This is a genomic window from Fulvimonas sp. R45 (genome assembly GCF_030504985.1).
Lineage (GTDB): Bacteria > Pseudomonadota > Gammaproteobacteria > Xanthomonadales > Rhodanobacteraceae > Rhodanobacter_A.
Genome location: NZ_JASERU010000005.1, coordinates 233285 through 259170, shown reverse-complemented (window position 1 = coordinate 259170; position 25886 = coordinate 233285). Strand labels below are relative to the sequence as shown.

Below are 25886 nucleotides of genomic sequence, written 5' to 3'. Positions count from 1 at the left end.
GGCGCCGTGGACGAACTGTTCGCCAGGGCCACCCAGGGCGTCGACCTCGACGCGCCCGGGGCGTTCTGGCACGTCTACCTCAACCTGCTGGCGATGGTGCCGTGGGCGTCGCTGTTCTGGTGGAACCTGGGCTTCGTCGCCGTGGGCGCGCTGCTGGGCTGGTGGCGCGGGCGGCTGGCCGAAGGCATCGCCTGGGCCTTCGTGCTGGGGCCGGTCGGCTGGGCGGTGTTCCTGCTGCGCCGGCGCCGGCCGGGGCCGCCGCCGCTGCCGCGCTGAAGCGGTCGGCTTGCCTTTCCGTGTCGCGGGCCTCATCTTGGATGGGCGGCGCCGGCCCGGTCGCCGCCGCCTACCCGGGGGTCCCTTGAACAGCGCCGTCGACAAGCCGCACGCCCACCATCACCACCACGACACGCCGAAGACGCTGGTGGCCGCGGTGGAGCACGCCAGCGAGGCGCGCGGCCTGCGCCTCACCCCGCTGCGCAAGGAGGTGCTGGAACTGGTCGCTGCCGCCGGCAAGCCGGTGAAGGCCTACGACCTGCTCGACCTGCTGCGCGAACGGCACGGCAACGCGGCGCCGCCCACGGTGTACCGCGCGCTGGATTTCCTGCTGGAGAACGGCTTCATCCACAAGCTGGAGTCGATCAACGCCTACGTCTCCTGCCACCACCCGGCCGAGGCGCACCAGGTGCCGTTCCTGATCTGCGACGCCTGCTCGGGCGCGCAGGAGGTGTGCGACCCGCGCGTGGCCGAGCTGATCGAGGCGCAGGCCAAGGCGCTGGGTTTCCGGCCGCAGGCGCAGACGCTGGAAGTGCACGGCATCTGCAAGGACTGCCGCAAGCGTTGACCGGCCCCGCGCTCCCGGCGCGGGCTTGTGTCCGAGCGCCGAGTGTTATAATGTATCAAAACCGTCCGCCGGACGGCCCCCTTTCCCTGGTGCGTTCCATGTCGACCGACCCCGCGCAGCCGACCCCCTCGCGCTGGTGGCATTTCGCCGACCGCCTCGGCGCCACCGCGTCGTTCCTGTGCGCCGTCCACTGCGCCCTGCTGCCGTTCGTGCTGGCCCTGCTGCCGGTGCTGGGGCTGGGCTTCCTGGCCAGCCATGCGTTCGAGCGCGGCTTCGTGCTGTTCGCCTGCGTGCTGGCGCTGCTCAGCCTGGTCAACGGCTACCGTCGCCATCGTCGTCCGCTGCCGTTGATGCTGGCCTTGCCGGGGCTGGCCTTGCTGCTGCTGGGCATCGCGCTGATCGACGGCCCTTCCGTCGCGCTGCACAGCACGCTGGTGACCTGCGGTGGATTGCTGGTGGCGTCGGCGCACTTCAGCAACCTGCGGCTGGACCGCCTGCACGGTCACGTGCACGGCCCGCACTGCGCGCACTGAATCGCGTGCTCCGGGCGGTGATTGTGTAACGCCGGCCACGCTGCCTAGCATCCGCGCATGAGTACCGTGCACGAGCATTCCCACGCGCATCATGCGCACGACCACGGTGACGCGGTCGGCGGACGCGAGCGTCGCCTGCTGCTGGCGTTCGCGCTGACCCTGCTGATGCTCGCCATGGAAGCCGCGGGTGGCCTGTGGTCCGGCTCGCTGGCGCTGCTGGCCGACGCCGGCCACATGCTGGTGGATGCGTTTGCGCTGCTGCTGGCCTTCCTCGGCGCCTGGCTGGCGCGGCGGCCGGCCGATGCGCGGCGCAGCTACGGCTACGGACGGATGGAAGTGCTGGCCGGCTTCGTCAACGCGCTGACCCAGTTCGTGCTGGTGGGCTTCATCGCCTGGGAGGCGGTCGACCGGCTGCTGCACCTGGACCGCATCCACATCCTGTCCGGCGTGATGCTGGCGGTGGCGCTGGCGGGGCTGCTGGTCAACCTGCTGGTGCTGCGGCTGCTGCACGGGCACGCCCACGACGACGTCAACATGGGCGCCGCCAGCCTGCACGTGCTGGGCGACCTGTTCGGCTCGCTGGGCGCGGTGCTGGCGGCGATGGCGGTGCGCTGGCTGGACTGGAACTGGGCCGACCCGCTGCTCTCGCTGCTGGTCTCGCTGCTGATCCTGGGCGGGGCGTGGCGCCTGCTGCGGCGTTCCGCGCACATCCTGCTGGAAGGCGCGCCCGAGGGCCTGGACCCGGCCGAGGTGACCGCGGTGCTGCGCGGCGCCGACGCCTCGATCCGCGACGTGCACCACCTGCACGTGTGGCAGCTGGCCTCGGGTTCGCGCATGGCCACCCTGCACGTCGAGCTGCATGAGGGCAGCGAGGGCGCCGCGGCGCTGGGCGCGATCCGGCGCGTGCTGGACGAGCGTTTCGGCATCCGCCACGTCACGGTGCAGATCGACCCAGCGGGTTGCCCCGACGGGCACCACGATTGCGGCGACCACGCCCACCACTGATCCCCCGCCGGAACCCGGGCGAGGCTTGCGCTTTGGCCGCCCGCTGCTACGATGATCGGCCATCGACAACCATTGCGAATCAAGGAGTTCCTCATGGGCAAGGGCGACCGCAAGACCCTTCGCGGCAAGACCTACCGCAGCAGCTACGGCAACAGCCGCCCGCATGGCGCCAAGCCGGCCGTGGCCGGCGCCAAGGCGACCGTGACCAAGCCGGCGGCGAAGAAGGCCGCCACCCGCAAGAAGTCGGCCTGAACCAGGGCTTCATGAGCCCGGGCCTCACTGAAACTCGGGTTCCACGAAGACCCCCGCTCCGGCGGGGGTTTTTGTTTGCCCGTGGGAATGACCTGCGGCACGGGCGCGTTGCCGGGGTCGTGTTGCAATGTCGGTCCATCCCATCGAAGGAGGATCGACATGAAAGGACAGGTCGGGCAGCGCTTCCTGATGATCTACGCCGGCGTCCTCACCGCCGTGTTCGCGGTGACCGTGCTGGGCGGTTTCGTGGCGGCGCCGAAGAAGCTGGCGCTGGACGAGCTGCAGGTACACCGCATCGACGTGGTCGAACCCGACGGCACGCTGCGCATGGTGATCTCGGACAAGGCCCGCTTTCCGGGAGCGATCATCAAGGGCAAGGAGTACCCGCACGAGCGTCCCACGGCGGGCATGCTGTTCTACGATGACGAAGGCACCGAGACGGGCGGTCTGACGTTCGCCGGCTACAAGGACAAGGACGGCAAGGTGAGATCCGCCGTCCACCTCAGTTTCGACCGCTACATGCAAGACCAGGTGCTGGCCCTCGACGCCGCCGACAATCCCGATGGCAGCAGCCAGACCGGCCTGGAGATGATGGACCGGCCGGATTATCCGATCACCGACCTGATCGATCTGATGGCGCGCACCAAGGGCCTTCCCAGGGCGCAGCAGGAGGCTGCGATGCGCGCGTTCCGCGTCAACCACCCCGAGTCGCATCGGCGCCTGGTCATGGCCCGGCAGCCCGACGGCTCGGTGATGCTCGGGCTCAACGACGAGCAGGGGCGCCCGCGCATCGTGTTGAAGGTCGGCAGCGACGGCACGCCGTCGATCCGGATGCTGGACGCGGACGGCAAGCCGGTGGACGGGGCGAAGCCGCAAGCCGCGCGCTGATTTCCGCTCAGGCCGGCTGCCCCGCCACGTACACCTGCCGCACCAGGTCGCCGCCGATCCAGTAGCACAGCTCGGCGGGCTGCTTCGCGTTCCAGGCCACCAGGTCGGCGCGTCGGCCCACCGCCAGCGTGCCGCGGTCGGCCAGGCCCAGTGCGCGGGCGGCGTTGGCGGTGACGCCGCGCAGCGCTTCATCCGGCGTGAGGCGGAACAGCGTGCAGGCCATGTTCGCCGCCAGCCGCAGCGACAGCAGCGGCGAGGTGCCGGGGTTGCAGTCGGTGGCGATGGCGATGGGCACGCCGTGTCCGCGCAAGCTCGCGACCGGCGGCAGCTTTGTCTCGCGCAGGGCATAGAACGCGCCGGGCAGCAGCACGGCGACGGTGCCGGCCCGGGCCATCGCGGCCACGCCGTCGTTGCCGAGGTATTCCAGGTGATCGGCGGAGAGGCCGTCGAAGCTCGCCACCAGTGCCGCGCCGCCGAGGTCGGAAAGCTGCTCGGCGTGCAGTTTCACCGGCAGGCCGAGTTGCCGCGCGCGCTCGAACAGGCGCTGCGTTTCCGCGCGGCTGAAGCCGATGCCTTCGCAGAACGCATCCACCGCGTCGACCAGACCTTCGCCGGCCAGCGCGGGCAGCATCGTGTCGCAAACCAGCGCCACGTAGTCGTCGCGGCGGTCCCGGTAGTCCGGCGGCAGCGCGTGCAGGCCGAGGAAGCTGGTGCGCACGTCGATCCCCAGCTCGGTGCCGATGCGCCGCGCCACGCGCAGCATGCGGCGCTCGGCCTCCAGTTCCAGCCCGTAGCCGGACTTGATCTCCAGCGTGGTGACGCCGTCGGCGAGCAGGGCGCGGGCGCGTGGCAGCGACTGCGCGAGCAGCGCGTCCTCGTCGGCCTCGCGGGTGGCGCGCACGCTGGCGACGATGCCGCCGCCGGCGCGGGCGATCTCCTCGTAGCTGGCGCCGTTGAGGCGCAGGTCGAACTCGCGCGCGCGGTCGCCGCCGAACACCAGGTGGGTGTGGCAGTCGACCAGGCCCGGCGTGAGCAGCGCGCCGCCCAGGTCCACGTGCCGCCGCGCCTGCGCCGCCTGCGCCGCGGGCAGTTCCGCCATCGGGCCGAGCCAGGCGATGCGGCCGCCGGCGCAGGCCAGCGCCGCGTCGGGCAGCAGGCCGAACGGCGCGGCGCCTTCCATGCGGGCCAGGGTGGCGTGGGTCAGCAGCAGGTCCCAGCGGGCGTCGTTCATGGTTTCTCCACCGGTTCGTCCGGCGCCACCGGCTCGCTGTAGGCGCTGGTGGCGCCGGTATGCCCGGTGGCAGCGTCCGCCGCGTCGTCGTCGGCCTGCGCCTGCACCGCCAGCTGGCGCTCGAAGTCGCGCACCATGCGTTCGGCGAAGTCCTTGTACACCGGCGTCGGGCTGAAGATCGACGCGGCCGCGCGGCCGAGCAGGCAGGCGGCCATGATCGGGATCACCATGTCCTGGTTGTCGGTCAGCTCCATCGCGATCACCGCCGAGGTGAGCGGCGCGCCGGTGACGCCGGACAGGTAGGCGCTCATGCCCAGCAGCACCACCGCCGCGGCCGGCACGTGCGGCAGGAACCAGGCGATGTTGTGGCCCAGCCCCGCGCCCACGGCCAGCGCCGGCGAGAAGATGCCGCCCGGGATGCCGGCCCAGTAGGACACCGTGTTGGCCAGCAGCTTGGCGACGCCGAAGCCCTCGCCCGGCGCCACCGCGGCCTCCTGCACGAAGGCGCGCGCCTGGCTGTAGCCGGTGCCGTACACGTTGCCGTGCGAAAGCAGCCCGATCAGCGCCAGCGCCAGTCCGCAGCCGGCGGCGAACAGCACCGGCCAGCGCGTGCGCAGGCGGCCGACCAGCGCCAGCGGCCCGTGCCGGCCGAGCAGGATCAGCCGCGCGAACAGCCCGCCGCACAGGCCGCAGAACAGCCCGCACAGCAGCACCGCCAGCCAGGCATGGCCCAGCGGCAGGCTGGCCTGCACCTCGCCGAAGTAGGCGTAGTTGCCCATGATGCCCAGCGACACCACGCCGCCGACGAACACCGCGGTGAGCAGCAGGCCGCTGAAGCGGTGCTCGAAGGTGCCGGCCAGTTCCTCGATGGCGAAGATCACGCCGGCCAGCGGCGTGTTGAACGCCGCCGCGATGCCGGCCGCGCCGCCGGCCAGGATGAAGCGCGAGGCGGCCTTGGGGTCGCTGAAGCCGAAGCGCCGGCCCAGCGAGTAGAACAGCCCGGCGCCCACGTGCACGGTCGGCCCTTCGCGGCCGATCGAGGCGCCGACCATCAGCGCAAGCAGGGTCAGGATCATCTTCCCCGCGGCGACCGGCAGCGCCAGCATGCGCGCGCGGAAGCCCTCGTCCTCGACGTGCATGGTGGCGATCACCTGCGGGATGCCGCTGCCGCGCGTGGCGCGCAGCCGGCCCTCGGTCACCCACGACAGCAGGCCGAACACGACCGGCGTGAGGATCAGCGGGATCCACGCGCCGTGCGCGAGAATGCGCAGGAACAGCGCGTAGGCCCAGTTGCTGGCCTTGGCGAACAGGATCGCCGCCAGCGCCACCAGCACCGCGCCGCTCCACAGCGCGATGCGCCGCTTCCATTGCATCGGCGCGAAGAACTCGTGGCCCAGCAGGGCCTGCAGGCGGGGATTGGACGAACGTGGCGGCGTGGGTGCGTCGGGCATCCGGGCATTATTCCAGAGTCGGCCATCCGACCGAACCGCACCAGTGTGCCGGCACGGGAGTGAAGCGCAGGCGAGCGGTACACTGCGGCCCTCCCACGACGAGGTGCCCGGCGACATGGCCGATATCCGCAATTTCCGCGCCGGCAGCGCATGGCAGGCCGATGGCTGGGCGCAGGACGCGACGTTCGGCATCGACGCCGGCGGCCGCTTTGCCGCCGCGGGGGAGCGTGGCGAAACGATCGGCCGCTGGGTGCTGCCGGGCATGCCCAACCTGCATTCGCACGCGTTCCAGCGCGCGATGGCCGGGCTGGCCGAGCGCCGCGGGGAGCCATCCATTGCGCCCGCCCCCGGGCACGAAGACCCAAAAACGGCCATCCCTGGCCGCGCTCCCCAGGACAGCTTCTGGAGCTGGCGCGAGACCATGTACGCGTTCGCCTCCGCCATCGGCCCGGACGAACTGAAGGCCATCGCCGCGCAGCTCTACGTGGAGATGCTCAAGGCGGGCTACACCCAGGTGTGCGAGTTCCACTATCTGCACCACCGGCCGGACGGCACGCCCTACGCGCCGGCGGAAACGATGTCGCTGGCGCTGGTCGAGGCGGCGCGCGAGGCCGGCATCGCGCTCACCCTGCTGCCGGTGCTGTACATGAGCGGCGGCTTCGACGGCCGGCCGCTGTCGGCGCGGCAACGCCGCTTCGGCCACGCGGTGGATGCCTACCTGCGCCTGCTGGAAACCCTGCGCGCGCACGAGGGCGACGGCCTGCGCACGGGCGTGGCGCTGCATTCGCTGCGCGCGGTGCCCGGGGCGGCGCTGCGCGAGGTGCTGGCGGCCGCGCCGGCGCGCGATTGCCCCATCCACATCCACATCGCCGAGCAGGTCGGCGAGGTGCAGGACTGCCTCGCCACGCGCGGCGCGCGTCCGGTGGAATGGCTGCTGGACCACGCCGCGGTGGACGCGCGCTGGTGCCTGGTGCACGCTACCCACCTCACCGCCGACGAGACCGCGCGGCTGGCGCGCAGCGGCGCGGTGGCCGGCCTGTGCCCGGTCACCGAGGCCAACCTGGGCGACGGCCTGTTTCCCCTGGCCGACTATCTCGACGCGGGCGGCACGCTCGGCATCGGCTCGGACTCGCACATCTCGGTCTCGCCGGTGGAGGAACTGCGCTGGCTGGAATACGGCCAGCGCCTCGCCACGCGCCATCGCAACGTGGCCGCGCGGCACCCGGGCGACAGCGTGGGCGAGACGCTGTGGCGCGCGGCGTTGCGCGGCGGCGCGCAGGCGTCGGGCCTGCCCGTCGGCGAGCTGCGCCCGGGCGCGCGCGCCGACCTGCTGGTGCTGGACGACGAATCGCCGCTGCTGGCCGCGCGCGACGAACGCTCGGTGCTGGACAGCTTCCTGTTCGCCGGCAACACGCCGCTGGTGCGCCACGTGATGCGCGGGGGGCAGTGGGTGGTGCGCGATTTCCGGCACCGCGACGAGGCGCGCATCGCGGCGCGCTACCGGCAGGCGGTCGCGACGCTCGCGCGTTCCTGACTGCCGGTCGAATGAACGGCAGCCATCGCGCGTCGGCACGGGCGTCATCGCGTGCCGTCGCCGCCGCGTTCTGGCAGGCACCTTCCCACGAGGAGTGCCCGCCATGCGTCGCCTGCTGTCCACCTTGCTGGTTTCCGTCGCGCTGCTCGGCAGCGCGCTTTCGCTCAGCGGCTGCGTGATCGTGCCGGCCCATCGCGCGCGGGTCTGGGTGCCGGGCTACTGGGGTTCCGCCCACGTGTGGGTCGGCGGCCACTGGCGCTACCGCTGAGGCGGCGCTCCGGCACGGGCGCGGTGGCGTGCGCCGCCGCGCCGCGTTCGCGCAGGAAGTCGATGAACACGCGCAGCTTCGGTGGTACCTGGAAGCGGCTGGGGTAGTACAGGTAGAAGCCGTCGAACGGCGGCAGCCAGTCGTCCAGCACGCTCTCCAGGCGCCCGTCCGCCAGCGCCTCGCGCGCGAACGGCTCGAGCACGGTGGCCAGCCCCGCGCCCTCGATCGCGGCGCGCACCGCCAGCGGAATGCTGTTGACGGTGAGCCGGCCGTTCACGGCGATCTCGAACCATTGCCCCTTGCGCGGGCCGCTGCGGTGCGCGAATTCCCAGCGGTACAGCGCGCGGCTGCTGACCTGGCGGAAGTTGACGCAGTCGTGCGCCTCCAGTTCGCGCGGCTGCTTCGGCCGGCCGTGCCGCGCGAAGTAGCCGGGCGAGCCCACCACCACCGAGCGCATCGGCCCGCCCACCGGCACCGCCACCATGTCGCGCTGCAGGCGTTCGCCGAGGCGGATGCCGGCGTCGAAGCCATCGGCGATCAGGTCGCTGAGGCCGTTGTCGACGTGGATGTCCAGCCGCACGTCCGGCCAGCGCGCCATGAACTCGCCCAGCAGCGGGTCGAGCAGGGTGGTGGCCACCACGTCCGGCACGGTGAGGCGCAGCAGGCCGGCGGGACGGTCGCCGTGCTGGCGCAGCGCATCCATCGCCGCGTCCAGTTCCTTCAGCGCGGGGGTGATCCGCTGCAGCAGCTCGTGGCCCGCCTCGGTGAGGCCCACGCGGCGCGTGGTGCGGTGGAGCAGGCGGGTGCCGAGCTGGGTCTCCAGCTGCCGCAGGGTCTGGCTCAGCGCGGACGCGGTGACGTCCAGCGCCGCCGCGGCACGGGTGAAGCTGCCGTGCCCGGCGATCGCGCGGAACGCGCGCAGGGCGTAGTCGTCGCGCATGGCGGATTTCCCGATTGATTAGCCGTGCTTGAAAGTGCATGAAGATGCTGGCGGTTTTTCGTGGCAATGGCAAGGCGCAGACTGCCGCCTGTCCACCACCACCACCGGAGCCTGCCATGTCGCTCGATTCGTACTACACCCTCGGCCGTTCGGGCCTGCACGTCAGCCGCCTCGCGCTGGGCGCGATGACCTTCGGCGAGAGCTGGGGCTGGGGCGCCGACGAAGGCGTCGCCCGCGCGATGTTCGACCGCTACCTGGCCGCTGGCGGCAATTTCATCGACACCGCCGACCTGTATACCGAAGGCCAGAGCGAAACCCTGCTGGGCCGCTTCGTCGCCGACAGCGGCAGCCGCGACCGCGTGGTGCTGACCACCAAGTTCAGCTACAGCGCCGAGCCGGGCAACCCCAACGCCGGCGGCAACGGCCGCAAGAACATCCTGCGCGCGGTGGAGGCTTCGCTGCGCCGCCTGGGCACCGACTACATCGACCTCTACCTGCTGCACACCTGGGACCGCGTGACGCCGGCGGAGGAAGTGCTGCGCACGCTGGACGACCTGGTGCGCGCCGGCAAGATCCGCTACGCCGGCCTGTCCGACGTGCCGGCCTGGTACGCCGCGCAGATCCAGACCCTGGCCCATGCGCACCACCTGCAACCGCTGGTGAACCTGCAATTGCAGTATTCGCTGGTCGAACGCAACATCGAGCGCGAATACGTGGCGCTGGCGCAGGAGCTGGGCTACGGCATCACCGCCTGGAGCCCGCTGGGCATGGGCCTGCTCTCCGGCAAGTACAAGCCCAGCGAGGCCGGTGCGGACGGCGCGGGCGATGGCCGCATCCAGGCGCTGAAGGGGAGCGGGCTGGTGTCGCTGCTGGACAAGTTCACGCCGCGCAACTGGGCCATCGTGGAAGCAGTGGAGAAGGTGGCGCGCGAGCACGGCCTGTCGATGGCGCAGGTGGCGATCCAGTGGGCGGTGCGGCGGCCGGCCATCGGCTCGGTGATCCTGGGGGCGCGCACGCTGGAGCAGTTCGAGGACAACCTGGCCGCGCTGGACAAGCCGTTGCCGGACGCGGCCCTGCGCATGCTGGACGAAGTCTCCGCGCTGCCGCAGCAGTTCCCCTACAGTTTCTTCGAGCAGGCGCAGCAGGAGCGCATCCACGGCGGCGCCGCGGTGGGCGACAAGCCCGACGGGTACCACGCGCCGGTGCGCGTGGCCGCGGCCGCGGTCAGCGCCACGCAGGGCCTGGTGGCGACGCATGCGCGCTGAGGAGACTGCCATGGACCACACCACTCACCGGGAAGCCATCACCATGAACACGACCGCCCACACGATCGACGTCGACGGCGCCCGCCTGCATGCCGAGGAAGCCGGCGCCGGCGAGACCGTCACCATGCTGCACGGCTTCCTGGTCGACAGCGGCCAGTGGGACCACGAGTTCGCCGCGCTGTCGCGCGACCATCGCGTGCTGCGCTACGACGCGCGCGGCTTCGGCCGTTCGACCATCGAACCGGGCGCCTATGCCCACCACGACGACCTCGCCGCCGTGCTCGACGCCTGCGGCGTGCGGCGCACCGCGCTGCTGGCCTGCTCGGGCGGCGCCGCCACCGCGCTGGATTTCGCGCTGGCGCACCCCGGGCGGGTCGGCGCGATGGTGTTCGTGGGTGCCGGCTACTGGGGCCAGATCGCGGATACCACGCCGGCCGCGCGCGCCTTCCTGCAGGCGCTGGGCAGCGGCGACGCGGCGGGCATGATCGACGGCTCGCTGCGTGCCTTCACCGACGGTCCGCGCCGCCGGCCGGACGAGGTCGATGCCGCGGTGCGCCGGCGCACGCGCGAGATGACGGCGCGGACCATGCAGCGCGAGTCGAACTACTGGAAGCGCGCCGCGCTCGACCAGCGCGAGCCGCAGCCGCCGGCGCTCGAACGCCTGCACGAAGTCGCCGCGCCGACCCTGCTGATCGTCGGCAGCGAGGACCAGCCCGAGGCGATCGCGCTGTCCGAGCGCATGGCCGATGGCATTCCCGGCGCGCAACTGCTGCGGGTGCAGGGCGCGGGGCACCACGCCAACATGGAGGCGCCGGACGCGGTGCTGGCCGAGATCCGCCGCTGGCTGGCAGCCCATGCGGACGACGCCCGGGAGCGGCGCGCGACGGCCTGATGCCGGGCAAGAAAAACCCTCCCCCGCGAACGGGGGAGGGCGGGGTGATGCCTGCAGCCGAACCTACTGGCCCGGGGACTGCGAGGCGCCGGAGGCATGCTGGGCGCGGAACTGCTTCCACTCCTGCATGCGCTGCTCGCGCTCGGCCTTCAGCGAGGCCAGCTTCATCTTCTGCGCCGAGGTCAGCACGCCGTAGACCTGGGCGCGCACGCTGGCCTGCTGCTCGACGCGGGCCCTGGTGGCATCCGCCTCGGCCTGGGCGAGGCGGTCGGCGGCGGCCTGGTAGCCGGCCTGGTCCGGCGTCAGCGACTCGAACGCGCGCCGCTGTTCGCGCAGGGCCTGGCGCTGCGCCTTGGTCGAGGCGAAGCTGTTCTGCATGATCTGCTTGATGCTGGCCTTCTGCGCGTCGCTCAGGTCCAGCTTGCGCAGGGCGAACATGCCGTGGTGGCCGTGCCCGTGGTGCCAGCCGGCGTGCGGGCCGGGGGCGGCCGCGTCGGACGCGGCATAGGCGACGCCGCCGAGGGCGAGCGCCGAACCGAGGATGAGGCCGTGGAAAAGGGACTTGCGCATGACAGGCACCTCGGGTGCGTGGGGGTGTGTCCATTGGACGACAGGCCCGCGTGTATGTTCTTTGCGGGAAGGTAAAGTTGGGTAAAGCCCTTGGGCAGGCCACGGGCGATGGGCTACATACCTTCCATGCCACGCATCCTGATCGCCGACGACGACCGCGCCCTGTGCGCCCTGCTGGCCGAATACCTGCGCCGCGAGGGCTACGAGGTGGAGGCGGTGCACGACGGCGAGGCGGCGCTGGAACGCCTGCGCGACCCGGCGCGGCGGCCGGAGCTGCTGATCCTCGACGTGATGATGCCGGGCCGCGACGGGCTGGAGACGCTGCGCGAGCTGCGCACGCAGTCGCACCTGCCGGTGATCATGCTGTCGGCCCGCGGCGAGCCGGTGGACCGCGTGGTGGGGCTGGAGCTGGGCGCGGACGATTACCTCGCCAAGCCCTGCCTGCCGCGCGAACTGCTGGCGCGGGTGCGCGCGCAGCTGCGCCGCAACGCGCCGGCCACCAGCGGCACGCTGCAGGTGGGCGCGCTGCAACTGCAGCCGGGCGAGCGCCGTGCCAGCGTGGACGGCCGCGAACTGGCGCTCACCGGCGCCGAGTTCCTGCTGCTGCAGGCGCTGGCCCAGCGCGCGGGCGAGCTGGTGGACAAGGCCGCGCTGACGCGCCAGGCGCTGGGTCGCGAGCTGGAGCGCTTCGACCGCAGCATCGACGTGCACGTGAGCCGCCTGCGCCACAAGCTGGCGGACGCCTCGCCGCGGGCGCCGCGGATCGAGTCGGTGCGCGGCGCCGGCTACGTGCTGGTGGCGGGCGCGCCATGAACCCGTTCAAGAGCTCGCTGTACTGGCGCCTGCTGCTGTGGTTCTGCGCGGTGAACCTGCTGGTGCTGGTGCTCGGCGGCTTCCTCACCCGCCGCTTCGTCGAGTACACCACCGCGGTGGAGATCGACTGGAGCGCGCTGGCGCAGTCGGCCGACCAGGCCTACGAGCAGGGCGGCGCGGACGGGCTGGACGCGTGGGCCGCGCGGCAGCGCCGCGAGGGCGTCGAGGCCACCCTGTTCGAGGACGGCCAGCCGCTGCACCCGATCCGCCTGCCGCCATCGATCTGGCGCTCGCTGCCGTCGATGCTGGCGGCCGACCGCGGCCTGGTGCTGCGGCCGTGGCGCGGGATGGGCGTGTACGTGTCCGTGCAGCCGGTCACCGGGGCCGACGGTCGCCTGCGCCAGCTGGTGGCGATCAGCCGCTCGCACACCCGCCTGCGCCCGCAGACGCGCGAGAAGATCCTGCTCGGCGTGCAGCTCGTGCTGTCGCTGCTGTTCATCGGCCTGGTGGGCTGGTGGGTGGCGCGCAGCGTGGCGAAGCCGGTGCAGGCCCTGCGCGAGGCGACGCGGCGCATGGCCGCCGGCGAGCTGTCGGCGCGCGTCGGCCATGCCGGGCGCGACGAACTGGCCCAGCTCGCCGGCGACTTCGACGCCATGGCCGAACGCATCGAGGCGCTGGTGACGCACGACCGCCGCGTGCTGCAGGACCTCTCGCACGAGCTGCGTTCGCCGCTGGCGCGGCTGCAGCTGATCCTCGACCTGGCCCGGCGCAGCGAGGACCCCGCCCGGGCGGGCCGCTACTTCGAGCAGGCCGAGCAGGAGATCGTGCGGCTGGACCGCATGGCCGGTGAGATGCTGGCGCTGTCGCGGCTGGAAGGTGGGCTGCCCGGCATGGAGCGCGAACGCGTGGACCTGGCCGCGCTCGTCCGCGACTGCGCCGCGCGGGGGCAACTGGAAGCGCAGGCGCATGGCGTCCGCCTGCGGGTGGACGCTACGGCCACGGCCTGCGTGTCGGGCAGCGCGATGCTGCTGGAACGCGCGCTGGACAACCTGCTGTCCAACGCGCTGAAGTTCAGCCCCGCGGGCGGCGAGGTGGCGCTGGCGCTGCACGTCGAAGCCGGTCGCGCCGTCGTGCGCGTGCGCGACCACGGCCCCGGCGTGCCGGCCGACGAACTGGCCTCGCTGTTCCGCCCGTTCTTCCGCGGCAGCAACGCCGCGCGCGCCGAGGGGCACGGCCTCGGCCTGGCGATCGTGCGGCGCGTGGCCGACGCGCATGGCGGCGAAGTCGCGGCCGCGAACGCCGCGGACGGCGGCCTAGAGGTCCGGCTGGAACTGCCGCTCGCCGCGCCTGCCTGAAGGTTTGGAACTTCGTTTCGTTGCGGATTGATTCGATTACTTGCGTATGACTCGCATACGGGTTACATATCCGTATCGACACGTCGCAAGGGGCCGTCTCCACCATGCTCAAGCCACATCACGCCTGCCTGCTGGCCGGCCTGTTGTCCGCCATGGGCGGCGCACTGCAGGCGCAGCCGTCCGCCGCCACCGTCGCCGGGCTGCGCTGGGACGCTGACCGGTACGGCAACCACCGCTACACCGTCGCGGTGGACCGGCCGGCCGCCGCGGTGCGGGTGACGATCCCCTGGCACCGGCGCGACCGCCATCCGGAGAACGTGGCCACCCTCGTCGTCGGCCCGGACGGGCAGGCGGTGGCCAACGTGGTGCGCGAGCGCATCGACCAGGCCGAGGGCGTGCTGGCGTTCGAGGCCCGGCAGGCCGGCACCTATGCGGTCTACTACCAGCCCTACGCCAGCAGCGGTTCGCGCAACTACCCCACGGTGACCTACCGCGCCCCGGCGGACGCCGCCGATGCGGCCTGGGTGGAGAAGAACGGCCTCGCCGACCCGCGCCGCGTGGCGAAGTTGCCCCAGGCGCGCGTGCTGGGCTACCAGGCGGTGGACGACTTCGACGCCTACACCGACATGGAGCGCACCGCCACGCCGGCGGAACGGCGGCGCCTGCTGGCGGCGAATCCCGGCTCGCCGTGGCTGCTGTTCCCGGAGACGCGCGAACACCCGGTGCGCATGTTCGCTCAGATCCCCGGACGCTGGGCCGAACGCGGCGCGGGCGGCACGCTGGCCGACCATGCCTTGCGCGGCGAATACCTGAGCTTCCAGGTCGGCCTGTGGGCCGCCCGCGCCGCGGCGAACGACGTGCGCGTGGGCTTCGGCGAGCTGCGCGGCCCGGGCGGCGCGACGATTCCCGCCACGAAGTTCACCTGCTTCAACCTCGGCGGCATCGACTACGCGGGCAAGCCGTTCGCCAACCGCCTCGACGTGGCGCAAGGCCGCGTGCAGCCATTGTGGATGGGGCTGGACATTCCCGCCGATGCGAAGCCCGGCGTTTACCGCGGCACGCTCACGATCAGCGCGGACGGCGTGCCGCCGCGCGAGGTGCCGCTGGCGATCACGGTGGATGCGGGCGAAGCCGTGGCGCATGGCGACGACGATCCGTTCAAGCTCACCCGCCTGCGCTGGCTCGATTCCGCGCTGGCGCAGGACGACGCGCTGGTGAAGCCGTACACCGCGGTGACCGTGCACGGCGACCGGCTCGGCATCCTCGGCCGCGACGTTCGGCTCGCGCCCAGCGGCTTGCCGGCGCAGATCGACAGCTTCTTCGACGAGCGCATGACCGGCTACGCGAAGACGCCGCGCGCGCTGCTCGCCGCGCCGATGCGCCTCGTGGTGCAGGATGCGGGCGGCGCGCATGCGCTGGACGCAGCGGGCACGCCGGCCGTGCAGGTCGACGGCCCCGGCAGGGTGCACTGGCAGGTGGCGGGGCGGGCCGGCCCGCTGCGCGGCGAGGTGACGGCGAGCCTGGAGATGGACGGCACGCTCAGCTACGCCATCGCGCTCACCGCCACGCAGGCAGTGAAGCTCGACGACATCCGGCTGGAGATCCCGCTGAAGAATGACGTGGCGCAGTACGAGCTGGGCCTGGGCCGCACCGGCTCGCCGGCGCCCGACAGCTTCGCGTGGAAGTGGAACGTGGAGAACAACCAGGACGGCGCCTGGATCGGCGCGGTGAACGCGGGCCTGGAGTTCCACCTGCGCGACGCGCACTACCGCCGCCCGCTCAACACCAACTTCTACCACCAGCAGCCGCTGGTGATGCCGACGTCATGGGACAACGCGGGGCAGGGTGGCATCACGTTCGCTCGCGATGGCGCACGCTACCTGGTCAAGGCGTTCAGCGGCGCGCGCACCATGGCGGCGGGGCAGACGCTGCACTACAACCTCGTGCTGCGGGTGACGCCGTTCAAGACGATCAAGCCGGCACAGCATTTCGCCGAACGCTACTTCCACAAGTACGCCGACCTTGCCGCGATCAAGGCCGACGGCGCCAACGTGGTGAACATCCACCACGCCACGCCGATCAACCCGTGGATCAACTACCCCTTCCTCACGCCGAAGGCGATGAAGGCCTACGTCGACCAGGCCCATGCGCTGGGCATGGAAGTGAAGATCTACGACACCGTGCGCGAGCTGTCCGACCGCGCGCCCGAGCTGCCGGTGCTGGAAAGCCTCACCGGCTGCCGCATCGGGGCCGACGGCAAGGCCGCGCCGGGACCGTGCAGCGAGGTGGTCAGCCGCGGCAAGGGCGGCGGCTTCTCCTGGCTGCAGGAACACCTGGACGGCGACTACATCGCCGCCTGGCACGTGCCGGAGAACCGCGACGCGGCGGTGATCGACGCCGGCCAGAGCCGCTGGCACAACTATTACATCGAGGGCCTGGACTGGCTGGCGCGCAACGTCGGCATCGACGGCCTGTACCTGGACGACGTGGCCTACGGCCGCACCACCATGAAGCGCGTGCGCAAGGTGCTGGACGCGCACCGCCCGCACCCGCTGATCGACCTGCACTCGGCCAACCAGTACAACCCGCGCGACGGCTACATCAACAGCGCGCTGCTCTACATGGGCCTGTTCCCGTACATCGACCGGCTATGGTTCGGCGAGGAATTCGACTACGAAAAGACCTCGCCCGCGTACTGGCTCACCGAGCTTTCCGGCATTCCCTACGGCCTGATGGGCGAGATGCTGCAGCACGATGGCAACCCGTGGCGCGGCATGCTGTTCGGCATGACCAGCCGGCTGGGCTGGTCGAAGGGCAGCGACCCGCGCCCGCTGTGGAAGCTGTGGGACGCGTTCGGCATCGAACGGGCCGCGATGATCGGCTGGTGGGTGCACGACACGCCGGTCACCACGGACGACAAGGACGTGCTCGCCACCAGCTACGTGCGCAAGGGCGACCGGACCCTGGTCGCGCTGGCCTCGTGGGCGCCGGGCGCGACGAAGGTGAAATTGCGCGTCGACTGGAAGGCGCTGGGGCTGAAGCCGGGCCGGCTGGTCGCGCCGGCGATCCCGGGCTTCCAGCCGGCGGCGAGCTTCGCGCCGGGCGAGCCGATCCCGGTCGAGCCCGGCAAGGGCTGGCTGCTGGAGGCGGGCATGGGCGGCTGAGCGCCGTGGCGAGTGGCGTGCCGGTGCCGCTCGCCACTGGCGTCGCCCCGCTCGTCATGCCGGGCGGCGCGGTCGTCACCGTGGCGCCGACGCGCGTCGGCGAGGATGCTATACCGCTGATGCGGCCGCCGGCCGCGCCGCCGCGCACGGCGGCCCCATCTCCGCAAAGGTAGCGACGCATGCGTCCGATCACGCTGGTCCCGTTCGCCGTCTCCATGCTTTCGATCGCCGTGCCGCTGTATGCGGCGCAAGCCGCCGTGGCGCCGCAGCTGTTCGCGCCCGGCACGATCTCCAGCGCCGCCAACGAGGACTCGGCCGCGTTCGCTCCGGACGGCCGCAGCGTGTACTTCGACCGCATGGACTGGCCGCGCGGCACCATCATGGAATCGCACCGCACGGCCACCGGCTGGTCCGCGCCCAAGCCGGCGCCGTTCTCCGGCCACTGGCTGGACCACGATCCGGCGATGGCGCCGGACGGCTCGTTCCTGGTGTTCACCTCCAACCGCCCCGACACGCCGGACGGCAAGCCGCTGGACGCGGTGCGCGCCGACGGCAAGGTGGTGCGCGGCGGCGGCGGGCACCTGTGGCGGGTGGACCGCAAGGGCGACGGCTGGGGCACGCCGGTGCGCCTGCCCGACACCGTCAACGCCAGCTCGCGCACCTACGCGCCGTACGTGGTGGCCGACGGCAGCGTGTACTTCCAGCGGCCGGACCCGCGCGCCGGCGGTTTCCGCCTGTACCGCTCGCAGTACCGCGACGGCCATTACCTGCCACCGGTGGCGGTGGCGCTGGGCGACCCGGCCATGCACATGCTCGACCCCGCAGTGGCGCCGGACGAGTCGTTCATCGTGTTCGACGCCGGCCCGGCCGGCAGCAACGCGCCCGAACGCCTGTACATCGCCTTCCGCCAAGGCGCCGGCTGGGGCCAACCGGTCGACCTCGGCGACGCGCTGAACCGCTACCAGCCCTGGGGCGGCCACCTCGGCCCGGACCATCGCACGCTGTACTTCACCAGCGGCATGAAGCTCGCCGGCGCCGGCGGCGACTGGAACAACGGCAAGGACAACCTGTGGTCGGTGTCGCTGGCGCCGTGGCTGGATGCGCATCGCGGGTAGCGGCGGATCGCTTCTCCGCGTAGCCGTCTCGCTGCCCGTCGTTCCGGCGCGGGCCCGCTGCTGTCCGGAATGTTTCCGCTGCCGGATGAGCTCCTCCCCCTGCGTGCAGGGGGAGGTTGGGAGGGGGTGACGCTCTGGCTTTCAAACCAAGAGCACCCCTCCCCAACCCTCCCTGCATGCAGGGGAGGGAGCCTTCTTCGCTCTCTCATCAAGGCAGGCGGGCCGTCTTCGCCACACTCCGTTTGCCGATCCTTGGCGCAGGTTCTCGATCGCCATCAGCAACTATTCCGGACAGCAGTGGGCCCGCCGGAATGACGGCAGAAGCGTGGCCCAGTCATCCTTTGGTCGAAGCCCGTCGCAGGCGGGCTTATCCTTGGCGCCTCTGCAATCGCCGAGCCGTTCCATGGATGCCCCTCCCGTTCCGGCCGCCGCGGCGGATGATTTCATCCGCCACGGCACGCCCGCGTTCCGCCGCACCAACCTCGCGCTGTTCGCCGCGGGCCTGGCCACCTTCGGCCTGCTGTACTGCGTGCAGCCGCTGATGCCGGAGTTCAGCCGCGACTATGGCGTGAGCGAGGCGGGCGCGGCGATGTCGCTGTCGCTCACCACCGGCGTGCTGGCGTTCGCGATGCTGTTCGCGGGCGGCCTGTCCGATGCCTGGGGACGCAAGCCGGTGATGGTGGCCTCGCTGCTGTCCTCGGCGGTGCTGGTGCTGGCCAGCGCCGCGATGCCGACATGGGGCTCGCTGCTCGCGGTGCGCACCCTGCTGGGGCTCACGCTGAGCGGCCTGCCCGCGGTGGCGATGACCTACCTCGGCGAGGAGATGCACGTCGACTCGATCGGCCTCGGCATGGGGCTCTACATCAGCGGCAGCGCGGTGGGCGGCATGGGCGGGCGCCTCGTCACCGGCGTGCTCACCGACTTCTTCGACTGGCGCGTGGGTGTCACCGTGGTGGGCCTGATCGGCCTCGGGTGCGCGCTGGCGTTCTGGCGCGCGCTGCCGCCATCGCGGCACTTCGTGCGCCAGCCGCTCTCCGCGCGTGCACTGGCCGCGCGCTTCGGCGGCATGTTCCACGACCGCGGCCTGCCGTGGCTGTTCGTCGAGGGCTTCCTGCTGCTGGGCGCCTTCGTCACCGTCTACAACTACCTCGGCTACCGCCTGCTGGCGCCGCCGTACGGCCTGAGCCAGGCGGTGGTGGGGCTGATCTTCGGCATCTACCTGATCGGCACCTTCAGTTCGGCGTGGATGGGCCACCTCGCCGGCAAGCTGGGCCGGCGCAAGGTGCTGTGGACGGCGTTCGCGCTGATGCTGGCCGGGGTGCTGCTGACCCTGGCCACGTCGCTGTGGCTGATCATGTCGGGCATCGTGGCAGTCACCTTCGGCTTCTTCGGCGGCCACTCTATCGTCAGCAGCTGGGTGGGCCGACGCGCCGGCGCGGCGAAGGCGCAGGCTTCGTCGATGTACCTGTTCTGCTACTACATGGGTTCCAGCGTGGCCGGCGCCAGCGGCGGGCTGTTCTATGCGGCGCACGGCTGGCACGGCGTGGCGGTGTTCGTGGGGCTGCTGGTGCTGGCCGGCCTCGCCATCTCGCTGGGCCTGGTGCGGCTGAAGCCGCTGGTGAACGTGGCCACCCCGCCGACACCGATGAGCAAGGGCGCAATGCCCTGAGCGGACACAGGGACGAGTGACACTGGAGGCGACGGCCGCGGCGTGCTAGACCACGGCTTTGGTCCGTAGGGGAGTCGCCATGCCTGTCGTTGCCGAGTCGTTGCGCCGTTGTCTTCCGGGCCTGCTGCTGGGCCTGTGCGCGGGAGTGGCGGGCGCCTCGCCGCCGCAGGCCGCGCCGGGCCGCGGCGACCGCTACGCGGGGTTGCCGTGGGCCACGCGCTCGCCGGTGCTGGCGCAGCATGGCATGGCCGCCACCGAGCAGCCGCTGGCTTCGCTGGCGGCGGTGGAGATCCTGAAGAAGGGCGGCAGCGCGGTGGACGCGGCGATCGCCGCCAACGCGGTGCTCGGCCTCACCCAGCCGGTGCTCAACGGCATCGGCGGCGACTGCTTCGCCATCGTGTGGGACCCGAAGACGCGCAAGCTTTACGGCTACAACGGTTCCGGCCCGTCGGCGAAGGGCCGCGACCTGGCCAGGATGCGCGCCGAGGTGAAGGCCGCCTACGCGCGCGCGGGACTGCCGGCGAAGGGCACCATCCCGCTGTTCGGCTCGCTGCCGGTCACCGTGCCGGGCACGGTGGATACTTGGTTCGCGCTGCACGCGAAATTCGGCAAGCTGCCGATGGCCGTGGACCTCGCCCCGGCGATCCGCTATGCCCGCGAGGGCTTCCCGGTGACCGAGATCGTGGCGAGCTACTGGCGCGGCAACTTCGCCGCGTTCGAGCGCGAGCACGGCCTGATCGAGGAACTCGACAACGCGCGCAAGACCTACCTGGTCGACGGCCACACGCCACGCCAGGGCGAGGTGTTCCGCAACCCCGACCTCGCGCGCACGCTGGGCGAGCTCGCCGCGGGCGGCCGCGACGCGTTCTACAAGGGACGCATCGCGCACACCATCGATGCCTACTTCAAACGCATCGGCGGCGACCTGCGCTACGCCGACTTCGCCGGCTTCCACGGCGAATGGGTGACGCCGGCCTCGGTGGACTATCGCGGCTACCGGGTCTACGAGCTGCCGCCGAACGGGCAGGGCTTCGCCACGCTGGAGATGCTGAACCTGCTGAAGGGCTTCGACCTGAAGACGATGGGCGCCGGCAGCGCCGACACGCTCACCGCCGAACTGGAGGCCAAGCGGCTGGCCTATGAGGACCTGGCCAGGTACTACGCCGACCCGCGCTTCTACGACGTGCCGATGCAGGGCCTGCTGTCGGAGAAGTACGCCGACGCGCGCCGCAAGCTGATCCACCTCGACCACGCCAACCCGTCCATCGGCCCCGGCGACCCGCGCCTGTACCAGGGCGACACCACCGACTTCGAGACCGCCGACAGCGACGGCATGATGGTGTCGATGATCCAGTCCAACTACGCCGGCATGGGTTCCGGGCTGGTCGCCGACGGACTGGGCTTCATGTTCCAGGACCGCGGCGCGCTGTACTCGCTGCACGACGGCGACGCCAACGTCTATGCGCCCGGCAAGCGCCCGTTCCACACCATCATCCCCGCCTTCGTCACCCGCGACGGCCAGCCATGGCTGGCGTTCGGCGTGATGGGCGGCGACATGCAGCCGCAGGGCCAGGTGCAGGTGCTGGTGAACATGATCGACTTCGGCATGAACGTGCAGGAAGCCGGCGACGCCGCGCGCTGGCGGCACTTCGGCAACGCCGAGCCCACCGGCCAACCGTCGCGCGGCATCGGCACGGTGCAACTGGAGTCGGGCTTCGACCCGGCGCTGGGCGCCGCATTGGAAAAGCGCGGCTACAAGGTGCAGTGGGTGAAGCCCGGCCATGGCGCCTTTGGCGGCTACGAAGCGATCCGCTACGACGCGCGGCAACACGTGTACTGGGGCGCCACCGAGATGCGCAAGGACGGCGAGGTGATCGGTTACTGAGCCCTGCTTGCCTCATGCTGCCCCGGTGAACCCCTCTCCCGCTCGCGGGAGAGGGTGCCTCAGGCGGGAGAGGGTACGGGCGGAGCGGGGCGTGGCGGCGATGCCGTGCCTTCTCCCCAACCCCTCTCCCGCGAGCGGGAGAGGGTTCAGTGCATCAGCCGGCTCAGCGTGCCGTCGGCTTCAGCATGCCTTCCACCGCGCCATAGTCGCCGTCGTTGGCCGCGGGCGGGATGCCCAGCAGGTGCGCCATCAGCGGGTACACGTCCACGTTGGGGAACTCCGGCACGCGCAGGCCTGCGCGGAACGCCGGGCCGTGCGCGATGAACAGCGCCCGCATGCGCGGGTCGGCGTTGTCGTAACCGTGCTCGCCCAGGCTGACGTGGCCCTTGTGGCTGGCCAGGTAATCGGTGGTGGTGATGCGCCAGCCGGTGTCCGCCAGGCAGACCAGTTGCGGCACGCGTGGGTTGTGGCCGTAGGCGAAGCGGGCGGGGATACGCGTCTTGTCCCAGCAGCGCATGTGCTGCTGCGGCTGCTCCAGCTGGCGCTCGATCGCGGCGAAGTCGTGGCCCGGCTTCGGGTTGAAGCCGGCCACGATGCCGAAGCTCACCACCCGCACGTCGTCCAGCGGGATCAGCTTGTCCATCAGCACGCTGTTCGCCAGCGGCGTGGCGGCCATGCCGTGGTCGGCCAGCACGATGAGGTTGATGCGGTCGAACAGGCCGCGCTGCTTCAGGCCCTGCACCAGCCGGGCCATCGCGGCGTCGACGTGGCGCAGCGCGTCGTCCACCTGCGGGGAATCCGGGCCGTACTTGTGGCCGGCGTGGTCCACGGCGTCGAAGTACAGGGTGAGGAAGGCCGGCCGCTGCGCGGCAGGTAGGTCGAGCCATGCCAGCACCTGGTCAACGCGCTGGTCGGCCGTGACGCTGTCGTCGAAAGGCTTCCAGTAATCAGGATGGTGACCATGGATGTCCGCTTCCGAGCCCGGCCAGAACATGGTGGCGGTGCGCAGGCCGTGCGCATCGGCGGTCTCCCAGATCGGCGTGCCCTCGGCCCACCAGCGGCCATCGCTCACCGCCTTGCGGTTGCCCAGCGAGAACTTGCCGAGCACGGGGTCGACCATGGTGTTGTTGACGATGCCGTGGTGGTCGGGGCGCAGCCCGGTGACGAGGGTGTAGTGGTTGGGGAAGGTCAGCGAAGGGAACGAGGGCTGCATCGCATCGGCATGCACGCCGGTCTTCGCCAGCATCGCCAGCGTGGGGCTGAGGCCGCGGTCGTAGTAGTCGGCGCGGTAGGCGTCGATGGAGACCAGCAGCAGCGGCGTGCGCGCCCGCGCCGGGGCGGTGGCCACGGAAGGCGCCGCGGGCCGCTGCGCGGCCGGGTGGGTGGCGCAGCCGGCGCCGACGGCTGCCAGCAGGCACCACAACACGCGAAACGGAAATTTCATGAGGCATGTCTCAGGATGGAAAACATCCTTCCATGATCGCGCAGAGGCTCGATAATGGCCATGACAAGTTCCTTGCACCGGCATGTCCGCGGCGCCCTGTTCGTGCTGGGGACCGTAGCGCTGGCATGGGCCGGGCTGGCCGCGGCGCAGTCGCGGCCCGTGGTGCAGCACGACACCACGCAGCAGCGCATGCAGTGGCAGCAGAACACCAGCCAGCAGCAGATCAGCAACCAGCTGCGCGACAACCGCATCGCCGAGCAGCAGCGCCAGCGGATTTCCGACAGCATCAAGCGCCCTTACGCGAACAACGCCAACGCCACGCAGCAGATCGAGCAGGCCGACCAGGCGCGCCGCAACGGCTACCAGTCGCGCCAGCAGAGCCTGCTTGACAGCTACCAGAACGCGGTGACGCCGCAGCCGGTGGAGCGGCATGCGCGCAAGTCGGGCGGCAGCTCCGGGCACGGGAAGCCGTCGGGCGGTTGACGCTCCGCCGGCTCAGCGGTCCGCACGCGCGGGCCGCCATGCCAGCACCAGCAGGGCCGGCAGCCCGGCCAGGTCCAGCCAGGCGAACCAGTCGCCCCAGCGCGCGTAAAGCGTATGCGTCGTGCGCAGCGGCAGGTCGCCCACCCGTTCGGCGTCGTGCTTCTCGCTGGAAGCCTCGGCCACCACGCGGCCACGGTCGTCGCTCAGGGTGAGGCGGCCGGAGCGGGCCACGCGGGCGATGGCGAAGCCGCTCTCCACCCCGCGCATGATCGCCATGCGGCTGTGCAGCCAGCCGTCGGTGTGGAAATCCCAGGCGGGCACCAGCAGCAGCTGCGCGTCGCGCGCCGCATAGGCTTGGCCGATGTCGTGGAAGTCCATGTCCTTGCAGATCGCCAAGCCGATCCGTGGCGCACCGTCCAGCATGCGGTAGCCGCGCCCCGGCGTGTACTGGCGCTCGAAGCCGGGGATGAGGTGGTGCTTGCTGTAGGTGGCGGGCGACACGGCGCCCGGCTCGAACACCATCGCCATGTTGCGCTCGGTGTGCGGGTCGGCCCGGGCGTCGATGCCGGCATCGATGGTCAGCCCGCGCTGCTGCGCCAGCCGCGCGAAGGCCGGCACGGTGGTCGCATCCGTGGCGAACGAGGTTTCCGGGATCACTATCACCTTCGCACCTGCGTCGGCCAGGCGGTCGATCGCGGCGAGATAGCGCGCTTCCAGCGCCTGGCCCGCCGCTTCGTCCAGCGCGGGGCGGATCGGTTTCTCCAGCGACACCAGGCCGATGCGCAGCGAGGCGGTGGCGGGCGCCCGCAGGCGCAGGACGCCGTAGGCCAGGCTGGCGGCGACCAGCAGCGCCACCAGCGCCAGCGCCGGCGTCCGGCCACGCCAGGCGGGTTGCCGGGGCGTCGCCAGCATCGCCAGCGCAGTCGGCAACAGGAGCAGCAGGAAGCCGATGCCCCACAGCCCGGTGACGGCGGCGACCTGGATCGCCACCGGTGCGCCCATCTGGTAATAGGCGATGCAGCCGAACGTGCCGTGCGGCGAGAGCAGGCTGTTGGCGTATTCGGCGGCTACCCACAGCATCGCCGGCGCCAGCGTCGCCGCCAGCACCCGGCCGTGCGCCAGCAGGCGTCGGTACAGCAGGACGGCCAGCGCGAGCACCAGGGCCGGCCCGCCGATGGCGGGCACGATCGTCGACATCGGCAGGCCGATGTCGCCGTGCAGGTAGCTCCACTGGTTGAACCCGCCGATGGCGTAGGCCGCAAAGGCCGCCGGCGCCGCCCAGCGTGCGCGCGTGCGCGGCGCCATCCACAGCACCGGCAACGGCGCCAGCCAGGTCAGCCACCACAGCGGATGCAGGCCGCTGCCGAACCACCAGCACAGTGCGGACAGTGCCGTCGCCGCAAGCCCGGCGGCGAGCCGCCGTCGATCAAGCCTTGAGGCCATCGAGCAATCTCCCGATCGATGCGCGGTAGAACGCGCGGAATCGTGTGTCGTCGTAGTTGAAGCGGCCGGCGCGGTACAGCGCGACCAGGCCGTGCGTGTGCGCCCAGAGCGTCATCGCCACGTCCCACGGGTCGTCACGGCGAAGCACGCCCTCGCGCATGCCTTCGGCCAGCGTGTCGGCCACCACGTTCAGCGTGGGCGAGCGGCGCGCCCTGAAATCCTCGGGGTAGCGCCGTGCGTCGTCGCGGCGCATCGAGAAGGCATGGTCGAACAGGTGGGGATGGGCCAACGCGTAGTCGAGGTAGAGCATCTGGGTGGCGAGCAGGCGTTCGACGATGCCGCCGCGGTCCGGTTGCTGCCGCCATGCGTCCGCCACGGACTGGAAGCTGTCGTCGGAGATGCGCTTCAGCAGCGTCTCGCGGTTGGCGAAGTGGCGGTAGATCGCCATCGGCGTGATGCCCACCGCATCGGCGACACGGCGCATGGTGACGGCATCCGCGCCTTCGCGGTCGAACAGCTTGTGCGCGGCGTGCAGGATCTTCTCGGCGGTGGTCGGGCGTGGCATGTATACAGTGTATACATCGTGCGCGGCACGACGCCATAGGCCATCGGTCGGGGGCGTCATCCCGGCGCAGGCCCACTGCTGTCCGGGATAATTCGGAGACGCCGCTGGAGAGTGAATGTCCAGGCTGTTTAACGAGATGCAGCAAGGGGCGATTTCATTTCTGGTAGCGACCACCTCCCCGGCTGGTCATCCCGGCGCAGGCCGGACAAGCGCGCAGCGCGCAGAATGCCCGCAGGGCGGCCCCGAAGGGGCGAGCGCAGCGAGTCATCCAGTAGCG

General features: G+C 71.5%; 23 protein-coding genes. 16 read left to right on the top strand and 7 right to left on the bottom strand.

Annotation, left to right across the window (positions count from 1 at the left end; genetic code table 11):
• Window positions 1-6: 6 nt before the first annotated feature.
• From QMK61_RS07090 to QMK61_RS07065, 6 genes are all read left to right on the top strand, one after another.
• A complete protein-coding gene (locus QMK61_RS07090; protein WP_302071442.1) occupies window positions 7-276 on the top strand; it encodes a hypothetical protein in 270 nt (89 codons plus the stop codon).
• A gap of 85 nt (window positions 277-361) precedes the next feature.
• Window positions 362-844 (top strand): transcriptional repressor, encoded by a 483-nt coding sequence (locus QMK61_RS07085; RefSeq protein WP_302071441.1) that lies wholly within the window; start codon window positions 362-364, stop codon window positions 842-844.
• Window positions 845-942: 98 nt separating this feature from the next.
• A complete protein-coding gene (locus QMK61_RS07080; protein WP_302071440.1) occupies window positions 943-1377 on the top strand; it encodes a MerC domain-containing protein in 435 nt (144 codons plus the stop codon).
• A 57-nt stretch (window positions 1378-1434) separates the two neighbouring features.
• Window positions 1435-2382 carry a cation diffusion facilitator family transporter gene (locus QMK61_RS07075; protein WP_302071439.1) on the top strand — a complete coding sequence of 316 codons (948 nt, stop codon included), beginning with the start codon at window positions 1435-1437 and terminating at the stop codon, window positions 2380-2382.
• A gap of 93 nt (window positions 2383-2475) precedes the next feature.
• Window positions 2476-2634, top strand: coding sequence for a 30S ribosomal protein THX (locus tag QMK61_RS07070; RefSeq protein WP_302071438.1), 159 nt, complete (start codon window positions 2476-2478; stop codon window positions 2632-2634).
• A 159-nt stretch (window positions 2635-2793) separates the two neighbouring features.
• Window positions 2794-3522, top strand: a complete 729-nt coding sequence (locus QMK61_RS07065; protein WP_302071437.1) for a hypothetical protein — start codon at window positions 2794-2796, stop codon at window positions 3520-3522.
• Window positions 3523-3529: 7 nt separating this feature from the next.
• Here QMK61_RS07065 and hutI read toward each other — a convergent pair whose 3' ends face one another.
• Together hutI and QMK61_RS07055 are read right to left on the bottom strand one after the other, a co-directional pair.
• Window positions 3530-4753, bottom strand: coding sequence for an imidazolonepropionase (gene hutI, locus QMK61_RS07060; RefSeq protein WP_302071436.1), 1224 nt, complete (start codon window positions 4751-4753; stop codon window positions 3530-3532).
• A complete protein-coding gene (locus QMK61_RS07055) occupies window positions 4750-6204 on the bottom strand; it encodes a chloride channel protein (RefSeq protein ID WP_302071435.1) in 1455 nt (484 codons plus the stop codon). The genes hutI and QMK61_RS07055 overlap by 4 nt, the downstream gene beginning before the upstream one ends.
• Window positions 6205-6319: 115 nt before the next feature.
• On the opposite strand from QMK61_RS07055, the gene QMK61_RS07050 reads away from it, so the two are divergent.
• Window positions 6320-7738: a formimidoylglutamate deiminase gene (locus QMK61_RS07050; RefSeq protein WP_302071434.1), complete on the top strand. Its 1419-nt coding sequence runs from the start codon at window positions 6320-6322 to the stop codon at window positions 7736-7738.
• 164 nt (window positions 7739-7902) lie between these two features.
• On the opposite strand, the gene QMK61_RS07045 is transcribed toward QMK61_RS07050, so the two are convergent.
• On the bottom strand, window positions 7903-8946 hold the full coding sequence (locus QMK61_RS07045) for a LysR family transcriptional regulator (RefSeq protein WP_302071433.1): 1044 nt from the start codon (window positions 8944-8946) through the stop codon (window positions 7903-7905).
• 116 nt (window positions 8947-9062) lie between these two features.
• Between QMK61_RS07045 and QMK61_RS07040 the strand changes: the two genes are divergently transcribed.
• Window positions 9063-10211 carry an aldo/keto reductase gene (locus QMK61_RS07040; protein ID WP_302071432.1) on the top strand — a complete coding sequence of 383 codons (1149 nt, stop codon included), beginning with the start codon at window positions 9063-9065 and terminating at the stop codon, window positions 10209-10211.
• A 10-nt stretch (window positions 10212-10221) separates the two neighbouring features.
• On the top strand, window positions 10222-11103 hold the full coding sequence (locus tag QMK61_RS07035) for an alpha/beta hydrolase (protein ID WP_302071431.1): 882 nt from the start codon (window positions 10222-10224) through the stop codon (window positions 11101-11103).
• Between the two features lie 63 nt (window positions 11104-11166).
• Here QMK61_RS07035 and QMK61_RS07030 read toward each other — a convergent pair whose 3' ends face one another.
• Complete coding sequence (locus QMK61_RS07030) at window positions 11167-11673, bottom strand: Spy/CpxP family protein refolding chaperone (protein ID WP_302071430.1); 507 nt, start codon at window positions 11671-11673, stop codon at window positions 11167-11169.
• A 126-nt stretch (window positions 11674-11799) separates the two neighbouring features.
• On the opposite strand from QMK61_RS07030, the gene QMK61_RS07025 reads away from it, so the two are divergent.
• The 6 genes from QMK61_RS07025 to QMK61_RS07000 all read left to right on the top strand — a co-directional run bounded on the left by QMK61_RS07025 (window position 11800) and on the right by QMK61_RS07000 (window position 21674).
• Window positions 11800-12486 (top strand): response regulator transcription factor, encoded by a 687-nt coding sequence (locus QMK61_RS07025; protein ID WP_302071429.1) that lies wholly within the window; start codon window positions 11800-11802, stop codon window positions 12484-12486.
• Entirely contained in the window at window positions 12483-13841 is a 1359-nt protein-coding gene (locus QMK61_RS07020; RefSeq protein ID WP_302071428.1) for an ATP-binding protein, read from the top strand. Before QMK61_RS07025 ends, QMK61_RS07020 begins: the two co-directional genes overlap by 4 nt.
• A gap of 104 nt (window positions 13842-13945) precedes the next feature.
• Complete coding sequence (locus QMK61_RS07015) at window positions 13946-17005, top strand: glycoside hydrolase domain-containing protein (protein WP_302071427.1); 3060 nt, start codon at window positions 13946-13948, stop codon at window positions 17003-17005.
• A gap of 179 nt (window positions 17006-17184) precedes the next feature.
• Window positions 17185-18120 carry a hypothetical protein gene (locus tag QMK61_RS07010; RefSeq protein ID WP_302071426.1) on the top strand — a complete coding sequence of 312 codons (936 nt, stop codon included), beginning with the start codon at window positions 17185-17187 and terminating at the stop codon, window positions 18118-18120.
• 403 nt (window positions 18121-18523) lie between these two features.
• Entirely contained in the window at window positions 18524-19789 is a 1266-nt protein-coding gene (locus QMK61_RS07005) for an MFS transporter (RefSeq protein ID WP_302071425.1), read from the top strand.
• Between the two features lie 79 nt (window positions 19790-19868).
• Window positions 19869-21674, top strand: coding sequence for a gamma-glutamyltransferase family protein (locus QMK61_RS07000; RefSeq protein WP_302071424.1), 1806 nt, complete (start codon window positions 19869-19871; stop codon window positions 21672-21674).
• A 163-nt stretch (window positions 21675-21837) separates the two neighbouring features.
• On the opposite strand, the gene QMK61_RS06995 is transcribed toward QMK61_RS07000, so the two are convergent.
• Window positions 21838-23118 (bottom strand): ectonucleotide pyrophosphatase/phosphodiesterase, encoded by a 1281-nt coding sequence (locus QMK61_RS06995; protein WP_302071423.1) that lies wholly within the window; start codon window positions 23116-23118, stop codon window positions 21838-21840.
• 60 nt (window positions 23119-23178) lie between these two features.
• Here QMK61_RS06995 and QMK61_RS06990 point away from each other — a divergent pair, with 60 nt between their 5' ends.
• The gene (locus QMK61_RS06990; protein WP_302071422.1) at window positions 23179-23601 is read left to right on the top strand and encodes a hypothetical protein; all 423 of its coding nucleotides are present in this window, start codon (window positions 23179-23181) and stop codon (window positions 23599-23601) included.
• 12 nt (window positions 23602-23613) lie between these two features.
• On the opposite strand, the gene QMK61_RS06985 is transcribed toward QMK61_RS06990, so the two are convergent.
• Both QMK61_RS06985 and QMK61_RS06980 read right to left on the bottom strand, forming a co-directional pair.
• Window positions 23614-25044 (bottom strand): nitrilase-related carbon-nitrogen hydrolase, encoded by a 1431-nt coding sequence (locus QMK61_RS06985; RefSeq protein WP_302071421.1) that lies wholly within the window; start codon window positions 25042-25044, stop codon window positions 23614-23616.
• The gene (locus QMK61_RS06980; RefSeq protein ID WP_302071419.1) at window positions 25028-25609 is read right to left on the bottom strand and encodes a TetR/AcrR family transcriptional regulator; all 582 of its coding nucleotides are present in this window, start codon (window positions 25607-25609) and stop codon (window positions 25028-25030) included. The genes QMK61_RS06985 and QMK61_RS06980 overlap by 17 nt, the downstream gene beginning before the upstream one ends.
• Window positions 25610-25886 lie beyond the last annotated feature (277 nt).

Excerpts from the sequence above, each read along its gene's own strand:
- QMK61_RS07050 (WP_302071434.1), top strand. The coding sequence starts at position 6,320 with ATGGCCGATATCCGCAATTTCCGCGCCGGCAGCGCATGGCAGGCCGAT.
- QMK61_RS07005 (WP_302071425.1), top strand. The coding sequence starts at position 18,524 with ATGGATGCCCCTCCCGTTCCGGCCGCCGCGGCGGATGATTTCATCCGC.
- QMK61_RS07000 (WP_302071424.1), top strand. The coding sequence starts at position 19,869 with ATGCCTGTCGTTGCCGAGTCGTTGCGCCGTTGTCTTCCGGGCCTGCTG.
- QMK61_RS07025 (WP_302071429.1), top strand. The coding sequence starts at position 11,800 with ATGCCACGCATCCTGATCGCCGACGACGACCGCGCCCTGTGCGCCCTG.
- QMK61_RS07070 (WP_302071438.1), top strand. The coding sequence starts at position 2,476 with ATGGGCAAGGGCGACCGCAAGACCCTTCGCGGCAAGACCTACCGCAGC.
- QMK61_RS07055 (WP_302071435.1), bottom strand. The coding sequence starts at position 6,204 with ATGCCCGACGCACCCACGCCGCCACGTTCGTCCAATCCCCGCCTGCAG.
- QMK61_RS06995 (WP_302071423.1), bottom strand. The coding sequence starts at position 23,118 with ATGAAATTTCCGTTTCGCGTGTTGTGGTGCCTGCTGGCAGCCGTCGGC.
- QMK61_RS07080 (WP_302071440.1), top strand. The coding sequence starts at position 943 with ATGTCGACCGACCCCGCGCAGCCGACCCCCTCGCGCTGGTGGCATTTC.
- QMK61_RS07075 (WP_302071439.1), top strand. The coding sequence starts at position 1,435 with ATGAGTACCGTGCACGAGCATTCCCACGCGCATCATGCGCACGACCAC.
- hutI (WP_302071436.1), bottom strand. The coding sequence starts at position 4,753 with ATGAACGACGCCCGCTGGGACCTGCTGCTGACCCACGCCACCCTGGCC.
- QMK61_RS07010 (WP_302071426.1), top strand. The coding sequence starts at position 17,185 with ATGCGTCCGATCACGCTGGTCCCGTTCGCCGTCTCCATGCTTTCGATC.
- QMK61_RS07020 (WP_302071428.1), top strand. The coding sequence starts at position 12,483 with ATGAACCCGTTCAAGAGCTCGCTGTACTGGCGCCTGCTGCTGTGGTTC.
- QMK61_RS06980 (WP_302071419.1), bottom strand. The coding sequence starts at position 25,609 with ATGCCACGCCCGACCACCGCCGAGAAGATCCTGCACGCCGCGCACAAG.
- QMK61_RS07040 (WP_302071432.1), top strand. The coding sequence starts at position 9,063 with ATGTCGCTCGATTCGTACTACACCCTCGGCCGTTCGGGCCTGCACGTC.
- QMK61_RS07045 (WP_302071433.1), bottom strand. The coding sequence starts at position 8,946 with ATGCGCGACGACTACGCCCTGCGCGCGTTCCGCGCGATCGCCGGGCAC.
- QMK61_RS06985 (WP_302071421.1), bottom strand. The coding sequence starts at position 25,044 with ATGGCCTCAAGGCTTGATCGACGGCGGCTCGCCGCCGGGCTTGCGGCG.
- QMK61_RS07065 (WP_302071437.1), top strand. The coding sequence starts at position 2,794 with ATGAAAGGACAGGTCGGGCAGCGCTTCCTGATGATCTACGCCGGCGTC.
- QMK61_RS06990 (WP_302071422.1), top strand. The coding sequence starts at position 23,179 with ATGACAAGTTCCTTGCACCGGCATGTCCGCGGCGCCCTGTTCGTGCTG.
- QMK61_RS07035 (WP_302071431.1), top strand. The coding sequence starts at position 10,222 with ATGGACCACACCACTCACCGGGAAGCCATCACCATGAACACGACCGCC.
- QMK61_RS07030 (WP_302071430.1), bottom strand. The coding sequence starts at position 11,673 with ATGCGCAAGTCCCTTTTCCACGGCCTCATCCTCGGTTCGGCGCTCGCC.
- QMK61_RS07015 (WP_302071427.1), top strand. The coding sequence starts at position 13,946 with ATGCTCAAGCCACATCACGCCTGCCTGCTGGCCGGCCTGTTGTCCGCC.